Annotated in this window: 11 protein-coding genes; 4 read left to right on the forward strand and 7 right to left on the reverse strand. The window is 42.2% G+C overall.

What is annotated here, in order from left to right; translation table 11 throughout:
• Nucleotides 1–65 precede the first annotated feature (65 nt).
• On the reverse strand, nt 66–1466 hold the full coding sequence (gene dnaB / locus AOC03_RS00290) for a replicative DNA helicase (protein WP_062533070.1): 1401 nt from the start codon (nt 1464–1466) through the stop codon (nt 66–68).
• A gap of 119 nt (nt 1467–1585) precedes the next feature.
• Here dnaB and AOC03_RS00295 point away from each other — a divergent pair, with 119 nt between their 5' ends.
• From AOC03_RS00295 to AOC03_RS00310, 4 genes are all read left to right on the forward strand, one after another.
• On the forward strand, nt 1586–1801 hold the full coding sequence (locus AOC03_RS00295; protein WP_062533071.1) for a hypothetical protein: 216 nt from the start codon (nt 1586–1588) through the stop codon (nt 1799–1801).
• A gap of 79 nt (nt 1802–1880) precedes the next feature.
• On the forward strand, nt 1881–2963 hold the full coding sequence (gene pdxA / locus AOC03_RS00300) for a 4-hydroxythreonine-4-phosphate dehydrogenase PdxA (protein ID WP_062533072.1): 1083 nt from the start codon (nt 1881–1883) through the stop codon (nt 2961–2963).
• Nucleotides 2964–3103: 140 nt separating this feature from the next.
• The gene (rsmA, locus tag AOC03_RS00305; protein WP_062533073.1) at nt 3104–3967 is read left to right on the forward strand and encodes a 16S rRNA (adenine(1518)-N(6)/adenine(1519)-N(6))-dimethyltransferase RsmA; all 864 of its coding nucleotides are present in this window, start codon (nt 3104–3106) and stop codon (nt 3965–3967) included.
• A gap of 171 nt (nt 3968–4138) precedes the next feature.
• Nucleotides 4139–4975, forward strand: coding sequence for a symmetrical bis(5'-nucleosyl)-tetraphosphatase (locus AOC03_RS00310; RefSeq protein WP_062533074.1), 837 nt, complete (start codon nt 4139–4141; stop codon nt 4973–4975).
• Nucleotides 4976–5092: 117 nt separating this feature from the next.
• Here AOC03_RS00310 and AOC03_RS00315 read toward each other — a convergent pair whose 3' ends face one another.
• The 6 genes from AOC03_RS00315 to AOC03_RS00340 all read right to left on the reverse strand — a co-directional run bounded on the left by AOC03_RS00315 (nt 5093) and on the right by AOC03_RS00340 (nt 16025).
• Nucleotides 5093–7552, reverse strand: a complete 2460-nt coding sequence (locus AOC03_RS00315; protein ID WP_062533075.1) for a site-specific recombinase — start codon at nt 7550–7552, stop codon at nt 5093–5095.
• Between the two features lie 454 nt (nt 7553–8006).
• Entirely contained in the window at nt 8007–9791 is a 1785-nt protein-coding gene (locus AOC03_RS00320; RefSeq protein ID WP_062533076.1) for an acyl-CoA dehydrogenase C-terminal domain-containing protein, read from the reverse strand.
• 304 nt (nt 9792–10095) lie between these two features.
• Complete coding sequence (locus AOC03_RS00325) at nt 10096–11889, reverse strand: acyl-CoA dehydrogenase C-terminal domain-containing protein (RefSeq protein ID WP_062533077.1); 1794 nt, start codon at nt 11887–11889, stop codon at nt 10096–10098.
• 247 nt (nt 11890–12136) lie between these two features.
• A complete protein-coding gene (locus AOC03_RS00330) occupies nt 12137–13846 on the reverse strand; it encodes a putative bifunctional diguanylate cyclase/phosphodiesterase (RefSeq protein ID WP_062533078.1) in 1710 nt (569 codons plus the stop codon).
• Nucleotides 13847–13957: 111 nt separating this feature from the next.
• Nucleotides 13958–14845: a 16S rRNA (uracil(1498)-N(3))-methyltransferase gene (locus AOC03_RS00335; protein ID WP_062533079.1), complete on the reverse strand. Its 888-nt coding sequence runs from the start codon at nt 14843–14845 to the stop codon at nt 13958–13960.
• A gap of 325 nt (nt 14846–15170) precedes the next feature.
• The gene (locus AOC03_RS00340; protein ID WP_237182066.1) at nt 15171–16025 is read right to left on the reverse strand and encodes a methylenetetrahydrofolate reductase; all 855 of its coding nucleotides are present in this window, start codon (nt 16023–16025) and stop codon (nt 15171–15173) included.
• Nucleotides 16026–16033 lie beyond the last annotated feature (8 nt).

Consider the following 16033-nt stretch of genomic DNA (forward strand, 5'->3'; position numbering starts at 1 on the left):
GCGGAATGGGATGAAAAATAAATGTATAAAAATAAATTAATGAATGATAAGCAAGCACTTAAATGCTACTCATCATCAAAGCTCTTGCCTTGATAATATTCAGGCGTCAGGTTGGTAAAGCGGGTAAATTGTCCCTCAAACGCCAATCTCAGCGTGCCAATAGGACCATTACGTTGCTTACCAATAATAATTTCAGCCACGCCTTTGTGGTCTGAATTCTCATTATAAACCTCATCACGATAAATAAACATAATCAAATCGGCATCCTGCTCAATCGCTCCAGATTCACGCAAATCGGACATAATCGGGCGTTTATTGGGGCGATTCTCCAAGCTGCGATTTAACTGCGATAACGCGATAACTGGGCATTCAAGCTCACGTGCTAAGGCTTTTAAACTGCGTGAAATCTCGGAAATCTCCCCAACGCGGTTGCCATCAAGACTCGGCACTTTCATTAATTGTAGATAATCGACAATAATAGCGCCGAGCTTACCGTCATGGTTTTTGGCAATACGGCGACAGCGTGAGCGCAGCTCGGATGGCGGTAGCGCAGTGCTGTCATCAATGTATAAATGCTTCGATTGCAAATGCTGAATGGCGTTCATCATTTTTGCCCATTCATCTTCATTCATCTGCCCTGAGCGTAGGTGAGTTTGATTAATCGCGCCCCACGAGGACAGCAGACGCATGACGATAGACTCAGCAGGCATCTCCATCGAGAACACCACGACGGGCAAATCTTCATTAAACAAAATCCCTTCCGCCAAGTTCATGGCAAAGGTAGTTTTACCCATAGACGGACGCGCCGCAACAATCACCAAATCGCCTGCTTGTAAGCCTTGGGTTTTATTATTTAATTCCACAAAAGGCGTTTGTAGACCAATCATGCCGTCAGGATTGGATTTCAGCTCTTGTATTTTATCGATAACATTGGTTAAAACGGCAGTAATGCCAACGGGTCCACGCTGTTCAGCGCGCTTATTATGTTGCTCATTAATGCTAAAAATCTTAGCTTCTACACTGTCTAAAATATCACTGACGGTTCTGTCTTTAGGGTTATATGCAAGGGTCAGCATATCGTTCCCAGTAGTAATCAACTGACGCAGGGTTGATAGCTCGCGGACACGCTGCGCATAGGCAGTCAAGTTAAATAACGTCGCTGGGCTTTGGCTTAAAATATCGGCAAGATAGCTGTCACCGCCTGCATTTTTTAAGAGTTTTTGTGCCTCTAACCAATCATGCACCATCACCGTATCATAAGGCTCATTTACCGCTGCCAAATGCGCAATCGCATCAAAAATATGCTGATGTCGTCCAGCATAAAAATCGTCTTTAGAGACGATATCGGCAATCTTGTCATACGCCTCTTCAATACTCATCAAAGAAGCCAGTAACGCCTTTTCGATATCAATATTATGCGGCGGGGTCTGGTTGAGTAAGTCGTCAGTTTTATCTATGTCTGCCATGAGTGCCTAATGATTTATCAGTATATAAACGTTAAAAGGGGTAGAGTTTTAAATTGTAAAATCGAGCACGCTGTGACTCTTGCTATCACCAGCGCTTACCATGATGAGCAATTACTATCATGAACAATTACCATTATAAGCAAATGCTGTCACCAGCAATATCTTCAAAACACGTATTAAATACCAACAATAGCGGTACCAAAACGCGCGCTAATGACGCGGTAATTGATGTTACAATCAAGGGCGAAAGTCTATCACATTACAAGCGCACTGAGTCTGAATTGATTGTTTTTCATCATAACTTTAGTGCGATTATAAATGTGAATCATGCGTAAAACGGTATTTTAAAACAGTAGAAAGTATTCAAAAAACACAATAAAAACTGATAGTTATTATCTTAATAAGGATATTTTGATGCAAAAACAACCTTTACTCCTAACCACGGGTGAGCCTGCTGGCATTGGTATGGATGTGGTGCTAATCTTGGCGCAAGAAAATAAATTACAAGGTTTTGGGCGTCCTATTTGGGTGACAGCTGATGCGGAAGCTATGCAGGCTCGTGCCGAGCAGCTTATCGCTGCGGGCGTGTTACAAAGTTGCCCTTCGTGGCAAATCGTAGACGCACAAGCGGAAGCAACGGATTTTGTTGAGGCGGTAGCACAGCAGTCGGGTGAGGATGCGAGTGCCAATACCAATGATTTTATCTTGCTCGATGTGCCATGCGGTGCGCCTGTAATTGCCGGACAAATTGACATTAATAACGCGATTATGGTCGCTCAGCAGTTGGAGATTGCTCATAAACTTGCGGTCACTCACAATGTTGCTGCCATTGTCACGGGTCCTTTGCAAAAATCTGCATTGATTGATGCGGATATTAAACTGTTAGATGGCACCATGTTTAGCGGTCATACTGAATTTTTTATGCAGCAAAGTGGCTGTGATAAAGTAGTGATGATGCTTGCCAATCAAGCCATGAAAGTCGCGCTTGTCACTACCCATTTGGCATTAAGAGATGTTCCTGCGGCAATCACTAAAGACAATGTACGCCAAACGGTACAAATTGTACTCGATGATATGCAGTCGAAATTCGGTCTTAAAAATCCGCGTATTTTAGTGTGCGGTCTGAATCCGCATGCAGGCGAGGGCGGTCATCTAGGCATGGAAGAGATTGATATTATCAATCCTGTCTTGCAAGAGTTTATCGTAAAAGGGGCTGATATTTCAGAAGCCATGCCCGCTGATACTTTATTTACGCCACGACATTTGAGTGATTGCGATGCCGTGATTGCGATGTTCCATGACCAAGGTTTACCTGTGCTGAAATCTCATGGTTTTGGTGATACCGTTAATTTAACCTTGGGCTTGCCTTATATTCGCACCTCAGTTGATCATGGTACGGCGCTTGATTTGGCAGGGCGTGGCGATGCTAGTGCTACTAGCTTATATCAAGCGTTAGTAATGGCAGATGAGATGGCAAGTAAAGCGTTAGCAGATTAACTGGGCAATTTGTCACAGCGGAAGCGAATGCAAAATACAGTCTGATAATGAGCTGTGATATAATTTAAATATGATAAACGCCTCATTTATTGCCTGATTCCATGGCAGTGACTATTTTACTTTTTAATTAAGAACTATTTATGTCTAAGCCTTCATTTGACGCCCAAACTTTGTCCGCCAGTTTACGAGCCGCAAAACACCAACCGCGAAAACGCTTTGGTCAAAATTTCTTACATGATCGTAGCGTGATTCGTGAGATTGTTGAAAGCATTCGCTTAGAGCGCGATGATAATTTAATAGAAATCGGTCCTGGTATGGGTGCATTGACCGAGCCATTATTGGCTGAAGTCGATGCCATGACAGTGATTGAGTTAGATCGTGATTTGGCAGATAGCTTACGTATACGTATTGGCGCTAATAGCCATCCGAACTTTACGATTATTAAAGACAATGCCATGAATGTCGACTATCGTGCGCTGTATAGTGCAGAGCGTGGCAAACTGCGGGTGGTCGGCAACTTGCCTTATAATATTTCTACACCGATATTGTTTCATTTGCTCAGTTATGCTGATGTGATTCAAGACATGCATTTTATGCTGCAAAAAGAAGTCGTTGAGCGTATTACTGCTGATGTGGGCAGCAAAACCTATGGTCGTCTGTCCGTCATTATGCAGTATCATTGTGATACGGATTATTTATTGACAGTTCCTCGTGGCGCGTTTAATCCACCGCCAAAAGTTACCAGTGCAGTTTTTCGTTTAACACCGCATATTAATAAGCCCATCGTCGCAGAAGATGAACAGTATTTTGCCATTGTAGTACGCGAAACCTTTAATCATCGCCGCAAAACCCTCCGCGCTATCTTTAAAAACTCAACCTTGCTACCTACATTAAGCGAAGATGATTTTGCTGCTTGTGGTATTGATCCGCAGGCACGTCCAGAAACCCTGAGCGTGAGTGATTTTGTGGCACTGAGTAATCGGGCAAAATCGTTAGAAGCTTGAGTAGTTAGAGGCTTAAATCGTTAGAAGCCTAATACGGCAAGAGACGAGACAAAATAAGATCATATAAAATAAGTAGGGCTATTTCTATTCTTAGCAATAGCAGCCATTCATAAAAGCGATTATCAACCAATCCTGTTGATAATCGTTATCTGTCATTGTAATTGAGGTAATATGAGCTTTCGCCATCAATATGTCATTGGTGACCTACAGGGTTGCCATGCTGCGTTTTTGCAATTTCTTGAAAAACTAGATTTCGATCCTAAACAAGATAAGTTATGGTTTGCCGGTGACTTGGTTGCGCGCGGTGAAGATTCGCTAAATACGTTGCGTGATGTGAAGGCATTGTGTGAGCAAGGGGCAGCAGCAACAGTGCTTGGCAATCATGATTTAAATTTGCTCGCCGTATGGCGCGGTGCGACCAAAATGCGTAAAAAGGACAAGACCGCACCAATTTTTGCAGCAGAGGATAAAGATGAGTTGCTGCAATGGTTGCGCCATCAGCCAATATTGGCTTATCCGGACGCGCATACCGTACTGGTACATGCAGGTATTCCACCGCATTGGAGTTTGGATGAAGCAGCTGAGTATGCAAAGCAGCTAGAATCGCAACTGCGAGGCAGCCTATATCAGCTTGATAGGGTACTTCCGCATTTATATAGTAAGACGGCAGATGATTGGACGGCGGATATCAATGGCTTTACGAAAATACGGGCGATTGCCAATTATTTCACGCGTATGCGCCTTTGTAAGCAGGATGGCACCTTGGAGTTTAGCTTTACCTCTAGCCTTGATGATGCGATGCCGGATAATTTTTCTCCGTGGTTTGAATGGCAAGTACCACGCGAGCGCAAGATATTGTTCGGGCATTGGGCGGCGTTGAAAGGTAAAGTTGATTTGCCTTATGCGCGCGCGCTTGACGGTGGCTGCGTTTGGGGCAACTATTTGATGGCGTATCGCTTAAGTGATGGCACAGTTTTCACTTCAAGCGCCAAATGTCCTAAGCCCTAATCATTAAACCCTAATTTTAAACCCAAAATTTCAGCCGACCCGATTACTGTTTTTGATATGCATTTTAGTAAAACACGCTTTAGTAAAATGCGCCAGCCGTCCTAAATTCACACCAAATTAATTGGGAAGTTTAGGCGGTTTTTTAGGTTTTGGTAATGGTGTTTTGGCATCACCAGCAGCTTTGCTATCAGGGTTTGTAGCATCGATTACGCCTGTATCTTTATATTCGCTATTATTTCCCAGTGTTTTGGTGGTTTTATCATATTGGATATCATCGCTATAGGGAGTGCTATTCAGTTCCTCATCGATTAGACCATCATCAAGGTCTATAACCTTTTTAGGTGAAGTATTAGATAATGTAGTAGGCACTTCTTGTCCGCTATTAATATCTTTACCTTGAGGTTGATTCTCATAATGAATGTCCGTTTCTGCTGTAGTAGCTAGCTTAGATTTAGGCAATATTTTGACATCAGACAAGCGTCTAACCACATAGTTACTAGGTAAGGGTTTACCACTATTTTGCGTGGCACTATCGTCAAATATCATATGACCTTGGCTATCGATACGTGCGTACTTCATCGGTTTATCACGGGGCCAAATAAAGTCGGACGGATGAGTAAGTAAATGGCTCAATAGCTGTTTGGCTAGGCGACTCCATTCCAGAAATTGGACTTCTTTAGAACGTAATGCCACAAATAGCGCGAGTGAAAAACTCACCATCAAGTTGACCATACCAATCATCAACACACCCATGATAGACAGGACTACTATTTGCCAACTCATTTGCTCGGGTGCTAAATTAAATAGTCCATGCGCTAGGTTCGCTGAGGCAAAGGCAATGTGACGAATATCAATGGGTAAACCAAAGATGAAGCCAATGGTGGCAGTACTGCCTAAGAAGATACCGAATATAAAATTACCCATAATCGCGCCAAGATTGGCTTCTATAAAGCCACCTAAACGCTCAAGCCATGCTTTGGGCAGCATATATTGTAGTAGCCAGTGCCGACGTACGCGCTCACCGATATTATTGTAAACGGCTAAATTATCATAGTAGCCCGCAATCAGACCAGATAAAAATAAATATACCCCTGCAATAGCAGCGTGGGGCAGTGCTAATGAAGTAAAAGGGTCAAGCTCATGCAGTAAGTGACCTGCCTTATCCGTATTAATCATTGGCACGCCAATAACATGTAGCCACGTATAAGAGATAATCAACGCGACCGGAATCGCCATCATAACGTTACCCATGATAGCGATGAACTGAGTACGCAAAATATCGACGACCAACTCTGATAGCTTGGTCAGCTGATGTGACTTTTTACCAGAGCCGTCTGAGATGGTTGATGCAATAGCCGCCGCCGTCATCGCCGGCTGTTTAGTCGCCACCGTACCATGCACGATATGAATAAAGACAAAGCCTAAACCATAAATCATACTGTTTAAAAACGCCCGTGCCATAGGTGCAATGGCTAACTGATACGTCACTATCTTAATGGTCGCCATAAAAGCAATGATAAAGCCGCCAATCGAGGCTTTTTTAAACATTTTCTGGTAGCCAGATTTATCGGTACTGATATAGTGCTCACCGACGCGACCTGCATTCTCGGTTACTTTGCGGGATAACAGCTTGGTATTATTATCAATCAAATAGCCGATGCTATAGCGCCGATTGGCAGTAATGACCAAAGTTTGAATCAGCTCAATAATGGCGCGATCACGCTTAATCCCATCAACTGACACCAATTTGGTTAGAATGCGCATCCGCTGCAAACTTTGGTCTAAGCGCAGCATCATATTGGTCAAACGAATAGAGATACCGGTTTTATAAATACGTTTGCGTACCGTTGCGACAATATCCTCGCATTGCTCTAGCATGACCAATAAAGGGGCAGGACTCACTGCTTGTGCAGGGGTGATATCGGTTAAATTATCCAGTTCGTGCGCTTGCCGATATTGATTGACGAATAAGACGGCTTCTTGATTTTGGGCAACAAAAGACGCTGAGTAGTTCAATATTTGCGGATAAGATTCCATTAAGTCTGGATGCAAGCCAATACCACTAATACGATATGATAAGATAACGATGGCGTTCAAAATATTATTTTTAGCGTTAGCAACCAAGTCCAAATGTTCTTTTTTGACTTTGAGTAATTCGACCAGTACTTCCCATTTGTCTTTATCGATGCTAGCAAGCCAATGCTCGTCTAGGCGTTGATCAAATAAGTAGCCTACCAATTCAACAACCGAATCATCTTGCGGTAATAAAGGTAAAAACCGATGACCGACCAAACGCCGCAGACTGCTAAAAAAGCCCTCGTCTGACATGATGCCAGTATCAGTGTACAGCGCAATTTGCCGATATTGAATGATTAGCTTTAAGACAAAGCTGGCAAGCCCATCACCATATTCTGGATGCAGCTGCATTACCTCAATTAATGACTGAATCTTTCTATTGGCAAGCACTGGATTTTTTTCAGTGACCCGAAGCTCATCAATCAAGCGTTTAAGCACCGAGGCATCGGGCACGTCGCTTAAGGCAGTAATCTGCTGTAAAATGCGTTTAATTTCTGACACAAGGTACCCTTTATGATGGCTATAATTGTAATTGTTTTTGACTCATGTGTTTCCTATTTCCGCATAAAGCATGGCACTTCAAAAGTATTTAGCAGAAAAATATAAGGAGATAAAAGTAAGCATAAGCGCGATAAACCCGGTAATATTACACAAAACAGGCCGTTGCGCTAGAGAAGATTGGGATGATACAAAGTATTGTTGGTTATTTAATACTCATTTGTGAATGTTTTATACTCGATATTTCGTGGTTGTTACTGATGACTATTGCCAGTTATTCTAAACTGAACGACGAAAAGATGGGTAATTATTTTGTTAGCAATTAATATGGTATAAAAAAGGCAGTAACCAGACTGCCTTTTTTAGTTGAAGATGCGTGTTAACTAATATGAACTTTATCTAATATGTATGTTAACTCAGTTGACTGTTAACTTAAAAAAAATGCTACTAACTATAATTAGCTGGCGGATATTTGAAAGTAATCAATATCGAAGCTCATAATAGGGTCGCTGCCAGATTTGACCATTTGCGCGTGCGCATCAAGGCGCGGGAGAATACGACCAACAAAATAATCCGCAAGCTTGGCTTTATTGGTATAAAAGTCGCCTGATTTACCATTTGCCGCTTCTACCATCATGGCAAACATATAGGCGTAGCATAGATAGCCAACCGCATGCATATAATCGACTGCACAGCCATTAATCTCGCTTTTACGGGTGCTGATATTAGCAAGTACTGTTGTGGTTAATGCTTCAATGGTATCCGCTGCGGCTAACGTTGCTTGCTTAATGCCGTGCTCTGCGCTCATTGAAGCAACATAATCACGAATCTCACCTAAGAAATGGGTGATATATTTGCCGTCATTACGTGCCACTTTACGACCGAGTAAGTCGAGCGCCTGAATACCGTTTGCGCCTTCATAAATCTGCGCAATACGGGTATCACGGACGATTTGTTCCATACCCCACTCTTTAATATAACCATGACCACCAAAGACTTGCTGACAATCGACAGTTGCCTCTAACGCTTTGTCGGTCAAGAAAGCTTTAGCAATCGGCGTTAGTAAAGCAACACGTGCTGCCGCTGCTTGTGCCGCTTCAGGGTCCGTGCTGAATTTTTCCGTATCGAGTTGTTTGGCAACATACATCGCAAAGCAGCGTGATGCTTCAGAATTAGCTTTAGCATTTAACAGCATACGGCGTACATCGGCATGATAAATAATGGCATCCGCTGGCTTTTCGGGGCTTTGAATTTGCGTATCGCTGCGCCCTTGACCACGCTCTAGCGCATATAAAGCTGCGTTCTGATAAGCAAGCTCCGTACCGCCAAGCCCTTGTAGACCCATCGTCACACGCTCATAGTTCATCATAATAAACATCGATGACAAACCAGTATTCTCAGCACCAACCATCCAGCCTTTGGCATTATCAAAGTTCATGACACAAGTGGCGGAAGCTTTGATACCCATTTTATGCTCAATAGAACCTACCGCTAAAGTATTGCGCTCGCCTAAACTGCCATCATCATTTACTAGGAATTTTGGTACGACGAATAGTGAAATTCCTTTTGAGCCTTCAGGTGCATTAGGCGTTTTTGCCAATACCAAATGAATGATATTATCGGTTAAATCGTGCTCACCGCCCGTAATAAAAATTTTAGTACCAGAAATTTGATAACTGCCATCGTCATTAGGGATGGCTTTAGTTTTGATAATACCTAAATCCGTGCCCGCGTGCGGCTCAGTTAAGCACATCGTACCTGACCACTCACCAGAATACATTTTTTCTAAATAGGTTTGTTTTTGTTCTTCACTTGCCGCAGCGTTTAGGCATAAAGTCGCCCCAACCGTTAAGTTAGGATAAAGGGCAAATGATTGATTGGTGGTAAATAGCATCTCTTCAGTCAGCATCGTCACCATTTTTGGAAAGCCTTGCCCGCCGTATTCAGGATTACCGCCTAAACCAACCCAGCCTGATTCTGCATATTGCTGATACGCTTCTTTAAAGCCTGCTGGAGTGGTGACTACGCCATTACCTTGGAATGTCGCGCCTTCTTCATCACCGCTTTGGTTAATGGGAAGTAGCACGTTCTTAGACAATTTTGCCATTTCTTCTAAAATCATATCGACCGTTTCCATGTCAACATGAGATAAGTTCGCGTTATTTTGCCAAAACTCAGGGGCTTTAAAAACATCCGTTAAGATAAAGCGCATGTCATTAAGGGGGGCGTTATAAATGGACATAGACATTCCTTTGATTCAGATGAATAAATTAAAAAGGCTAAAATGTTTAATTTTTTTAGGTATAGCCGTGATTATCGATGCTTGAAGTTTAGCAAATTAGACTCTGAGCTTGTGTATCTCTTCGTGAATTGTGCGTACACTAAAAATCGCTAGCCACACTTGTCATATTCAAATAAAGTAAGTTCAAATAAAGTAAAACGGCAACATTCCGAAGTATGTTGCCGATTGCGCTACATTCAAAATCTGTTAAATTCAAAGTCAGTTAACTTTAACAGTGCTTACAACGAGTGATAAATGGTGCTAATTAAAAAGCAAATTGCTCAACATCCATGCTCATATATGGTTCAACACCGGTGCTGATACGTTGGACATAAGTCGTGGTACGCGGTAGCAATTTGGCATAATAAAACTGCGCGGTTTTGATTTTGGCATAATAAAAAGCGGATTCAGTTGTGCCCTCAGCAATCGCTGTTTGCGCAACCAGTGCCATACGCGCCCATAAATAGGCGAGAGTGACGTAGCCACTAAAATAGAGATAATCAACCGCTGCACCGCCAACTGCTTCCGGATTTTCGGTCGCTTGCATACCGATACGCGAGGTCAGGTCGCCCCATTCTTTGAGATGCTTGATAAGTGGGCGGATAAATTGTCCCATCTCATCATTGTCTTTATGTTCTTCACAGAACTGTTCAATCACTTGTACAAAGTTGGCAAGTAATTTGCCTTGTGAACCTAGCACTTTACGACCCAACAAATCTAAAGCTTGAATTTCAGTGGTGCCTTCATACAGACAAGCAATACGCGTATCACGGACATTTTGTTCCATGCCCCATTCGCTGATAAATCCATGACCACCATAAACTTGTACGCCATGATTGGCAGCTTCTAATCCAGTTTCAGTTAAGAATGCTTTGGCAATAGGGGTCAATAACGACAGCATTTGGTCGGCAAATTCTTGCTCAGCGCCATTGCCTTTGGCTACGGTATCAACGAAATGCGATAAATAATACATCAAGGCACGACCGCCTTCAGCAAATGCTTTTTGAGTCAATAACATATTGCGTACGGCTGGATGCACGATGATTGGGTCGGCAACTTTATCAGGGGCTTTAACACCCGATAGTGCGCGCATGGCAAGACGGTCTTTAGCATAGGCAAGTGACCCTTGGAACGCATATTCAGCAGCCGTAACCCCTTGCACTGCGGTGCCGATACGTGCCACATTCATAAAGGTAAACATACATTGCAGCCCGCGATTTTCAGGACCAATCAAGTAACCGACTGCGCCATCAAAGTTCATCACACAAGTAGAGGAAGCTTTGATACCCATTTTATGCTCGATAGAGCCGCAGACGACTTTATTTCTGTCACCCAAGCTACCATCTTCATTGACCATCACTTTAGGCACGATAAATAATGAGATACCTTTGGTGCCAGCTGGTGCACCCGGCAGACGTGCTAATACAATATGAATAATATTGTCGGTTAAGTCGTGCTCGCCCGCTGAGATGAAAATCTTTTGTCCTGTAATATTGTAGCTGCCATCATCATTTGGCTCCGCTTTAGTACGGATAATACCTAAGTCAGAACCCGCATGCGCTTCAGTCAGACACATCGTACCTGACCATTCGCCCGTGACCATTTTTTCTAAATAAGTGTTTTTTTGGGCGTCTGTTCCATGATGTTCGATGGTTTGAATCGCGCCGTGCGACAGACCGGGATACATAGAAAACGACCAGTTCGCTGTGCCAACCATCTCATTAATCACCGTGGATAATGAGAACGGCATATTTTGCCCACCAAAGGCTTCTTCCGCTGACAATGCCGGAAAGCCAAGCTCACAAAACGCCTTATAGGCTTCTTTAAAACCTTTTGGGGTGGTGACTTCACCATTATTAAAATGACAGCCTTCAGCATCGCCACTTTGATTAAGCGGTGACAGCTCATTTTCCGCAAAGCTTGCCGCCATCTCAAACAAACTGTCCATCAATTCACGGTCAGTGTCTTCAAATTCGGGGATGGTTTTATAATGGCTTTCGCTATCAAGCAGTTCATGCATGACAAATTTGATATCGCGTAGGGGTGCTTTGTATTGCATAACGTCCTGTCCTATCTTGAATATGAAATGGAATATGACCGAATATGTTGTCAAAAATGCCGTATTATTAGGGTCATATTTATGCATAAAAGATAGGCGTTCATAGATAAATATACAAGTTTGGCACTAATACTGGTAAGTCATGAACCTTTCTTGCATCCTATAATCAATCAAAGGTAGCGGATAAGATATTAATATGGTTAATAATAAAAAATCCAATATTATTAGGACGTTATGTAATTTTATATTAAGTGTTGAGGTGGATTTTTTTTTGCTCTTGAGTCAACATTGCTGTGGCTGCCTCAGCCGTAACGGGGCGACTGAACCAATAACCTTGCCCATAAGTACAGCCAATTTTTAGTAATAAATCGCGTTGTGCTTCAGTTTCGATACCCTCAGCAATCACTTTCATATCTAAAGCGGTCGCTAAATCTAAAATAGCTTTGACAATAGCATGTTGCGTATGATCATCCACAATTTTTGAGATAAAGCTCTTGTCAATTTTGATAAAATCAAAAGGGTATTCTTGCAAATAACTGAGTGATGCATAGCCCGTACCAAAATCGTCTAATGCTAAATAAATCCCCAAATCTTTGAGTACTGCGAGTTGTTTTTTGACGCTGGCGTGACGTAACATTAATGAGGATTCAGTCACTTCAATATGTAATTGATGAGGATGGATATAGTGTTTGGTAAATAAACTACTGATAAAATTGAAGAATTCAGGGTGGCTAAACTCAGCGGCGTCAGCATTAATACAGATATGCTGGGTAAGCCCCATTGCCTCCCAAATGGCTAACTGTTTAGCAGTTTGCAGCGCCATTTGACAAAATAGCTCGAAAGACAGTTTGTTTTTAATAATACCATCAATAAATTCGATAGGGTTTAACAAACCGCGTGTGGGATGCTGCCAGCGGACTAGGGCTTCAAAACCAGTAATGGCACCAGTTGCCAGCGCAATTTTGGGTTGATAATGCGGTATAAATTGACACTCATCAATAGCGATGCGCAATTCCGCCTCTAACTGCAAGCTATTGCTGGTAGCAGCATTGATGCCTTCATGATACCAACAGACATCATCGCCACCGTGCTGCTTAATATGGTCTAGTGCCTTTTCTGCTTTTGTCAGCAAGCCCGCCAACTGATTGCCGTGTTCCGGGAAATAACTGACACCGACAGAAATATGCAAATAAATGATATTGTCTTTGAGTAAAAAGGGACGTTCACACATCTGCATCAGAATGTCCAGCTGGTGGCGCACCATATGCGCATCGCTGAATTCAAAAAGTAGGGCAAAATCATCACCGCCAAAATGGGAAAAGCAGTGTAAGTTATCCATATCGAGTTGACGAACCCGAGCAACAAAGTGTTCGATTAAAGTATTAACATTATTGGTTCCCAAAGTACTCACAAGAGTACGATAGCGATCGATATTGAAACGCACCAACACGACTTCCTGATAGCTTTCTAACAGTAATTCACTGGTCTGGCTTAAAAATACTTTGCGATTGGGCAGTCCCGTTATTTGGTCATAATTTAATAAATGGTCTACTTTTTCTTTATCTTTAATCACAGCGGAGATATCACGCACCATACCGATATGATATAGCGTTCCTTCAATAAAAATATTCCGAAAAGTCATATGACAATTTAACGTTTGTCCGTAACGGGTTGCCATAGCAAAGTTATTTTCATAAAACCCACCATTTTCTAAATTACTGGCAATATTATTTAAAATAATCCGTTCTTTTTCAGCTAAAAATTCTGCTGCGTAAATACCCAGTGGACGTCCAACTAAGAAAGCTTCATGGTAACCAATCATAATCTCATAGGTCGCGTTGACTGACATATAGCGTAGATTAGCATCTAATATGAATATGGCATCTTCGAGATTTTCGCACAATTGGGTGAGTAATTGCTGCTTAATGAGTTCAGTAATCGGGGTAAAAATAGACATAATATCAGCTCATCAAAGAAGAGTTCTTACAAAGTTAGCAGGGTTATCAGAGTAATTCTGATAATAAGGATTTTTATTTTTTATAATTAATAATTTTTACTTGATTTATAGTTAACTTATATTGATGAGTGCATGTAAAGTAGCAAGTGCTACTACGGGCGCCGTTTCAGTACGCAGCACCCTTGCACCGATTTGCCATGGCGAAAATCCAGTACGCTCAGCTTGCGCACATTCCTCGTTACTCAGTCCGCCCTCAGAACCAATTAATAGCTCAATATAAGGCTTATCTTGTGCCAACACCGGTAATAATGCTGCTGGCATCAAGGGCTGATCGGCTGCTGGCACACTCAACATCAAGCGTAAATCAGACTGGCTATTGAGTATTTGATAATAAGTGTCGGTACTGAGCGTTGCTATTATTGGACTGACGGACATATCTGTATCGATGCTATCAGACGCTAAATGCTGTAGCCATTCAGCAATAGGCTTTGGTGCTAAGATAAGTGGCGGACGATTTAGTCCACATTGCTCACAAGCAGCGATAGCGACTTGTTGCCAATGATGTAATTTTTTCTCAACTTGTGCTGGTTTTAAATTGACCTCACCATGTTGGCTACTGAGCAGCTGAATGGCGGTGACGCCCAGTTCAGTGGCTTTTTGAATGGCGTAATCCATACGTTCGCCACGGCTCATGACTAAGCCAACTTTACTGATAATAGGTGCGTCTCGATCATCGCCCGTTGATGCTAATAAAACGACGGTTGCTTGTTTTTTACTGATAGTGTGTAGCTGTACTTGATACTCTCCACCAAAACCATCGAATAAAATCCCTTGATCACCGATATTGGCACGCAATACACGGCACCAGTGGTGGCTAATACTATCGGTTAAAATAATGCTGTCACCAATAGAAAAGGTGCTCAGTTTAGAGCGCTGGGGTTCGCTATCATTAGTATTATTCTCTGGCTCATTATCAAGTGCATAAAAAAAACGTCTCACGATATCTTATTCCTGTTTTTTCAATTATTTTTAAATGATTTTTCAAATTATTATTTAAATAGCTGGTGCAAGTATTAATTAGTTAATCGGTAGTTATTTTTTTAATATTAAGTAACCTACTTATCCATATTATTTACCAATACTACTTATCAATATTATACTTATACAGTAAATTTATAATCAAAAAACTGAAATAAAGTTTACTGTAACAAATGCGTAGCAAAATAGGGTAAAACGATGATGGAGTGTCTGATAAAAAGGATAAAATACAAAAAAACTGGCGCTCCTAAGAACGCCAGTTGCTGTAATCATAAGAGTAAAAATTTTAAGAAGTCAGTCCTAGAGCTTCTACTAAGCGCTTATTTGGCTCAACCTTATTCATGCTATAAAAATGCATGGCTGGTACACCTTCAGCAATCAAACGCTCGCCTAAGCGGTAGACGACATCAAAGCCAAACTCACGAATCGCTTTACCATCATCACCAAAGTCAGCAAGCTGCTTACGCACATAACGAGGAATATCAGCGCCACAGCTATCCGCAAAACGCATTAAATTACTGGAGTTAGTAATGGGCATAATGCCTGCAATTAGCTTCTGTTTTGTAGTGTCGATACCGCGACTTTCTAAAGCATCACGCAAGTATAGATAGCTGTCTGCATTATAGAAAAACTGCGTAATGGCTGCATTAGCACCTGCGTTGAACTTATTGACTAAGTTGTCAATATCAGACACAAAGCTGCGTGCTTGCGGATGCATCTCAGGGTAAGCGGCAACCTCGATATGAAAATGATCACCTGCATACTCACGGATAAATTTGACTAAATCGACCGCAAATGGCAGCTCACCCATGCCGACTTGTCCTGATGGTAAGTCACCACGCAGCGCGACAAGGCGTTTGATACCTAAGCTTTTATAATGGTCGAGCAACCCTGTAATTTCAGATTTGTCATCACCAATACAAGACATGTGCGGTGCAATGGCAGTTCCACCACGTGCGCACAATGCTTGCACGATATCTAAAGTTCGGCTACGGGTCGAACCACCAGCGCCATAGGTCACCGAAAAATAGGCAGGTGACAGCTTATTAAGCTCATCATAAATACTGAGCAGTTTTTCATGCCCTTTATCAGTATTGGCAGGGAAAAACTCAAAAGAAAAAGCCGGCTTACTCACAGTCATGCTCCTCG

It is taken from the genome of Psychrobacter urativorans, assembly GCF_001298525.1.
Lineage (GTDB): Bacteria > Pseudomonadota > Gammaproteobacteria > Pseudomonadales > Moraxellaceae > Psychrobacter > Psychrobacter urativorans_A.

Excerpts from the sequence above, each read along its gene's own strand:
- dnaB (WP_062533070.1), bottom strand. The coding sequence starts at position 1,466 with ATGGCAGACATAGATAAAACTGACGACTTACTCAACCAGACCCCGCCG.
- AOC03_RS00295 (WP_062533071.1), top strand. The coding sequence starts at position 1,586 with ATGAACAATTACCATTATAAGCAAATGCTGTCACCAGCAATATCTTCA.
- pdxA (WP_062533072.1), top strand. The coding sequence starts at position 1,881 with ATGCAAAAACAACCTTTACTCCTAACCACGGGTGAGCCTGCTGGCATT.
- rsmA (WP_062533073.1), top strand. The coding sequence starts at position 3,104 with ATGTCTAAGCCTTCATTTGACGCCCAAACTTTGTCCGCCAGTTTACGA.
- AOC03_RS00310 (WP_062533074.1), top strand. The coding sequence starts at position 4,139 with ATGAGCTTTCGCCATCAATATGTCATTGGTGACCTACAGGGTTGCCAT.
- AOC03_RS00320 (WP_062533076.1), bottom strand. The coding sequence starts at position 9,791 with ATGTCCATTTATAACGCCCCCCTTAATGACATGCGCTTTATCTTAACG.
- AOC03_RS00325 (WP_062533077.1), bottom strand. The coding sequence starts at position 11,889 with ATGCAATACAAAGCACCCCTACGCGATATCAAATTTGTCATGCATGAA.
- AOC03_RS00330 (WP_062533078.1), bottom strand. The coding sequence starts at position 13,846 with ATGTCTATTTTTACCCCGATTACTGAACTCATTAAGCAGCAATTACTC.
- AOC03_RS00340 (WP_237182066.1), bottom strand. The coding sequence starts at position 16,025 with ATGACTGTGAGTAAGCCGGCTTTTTCTTTTGAGTTTTTCCCTGCCAAT.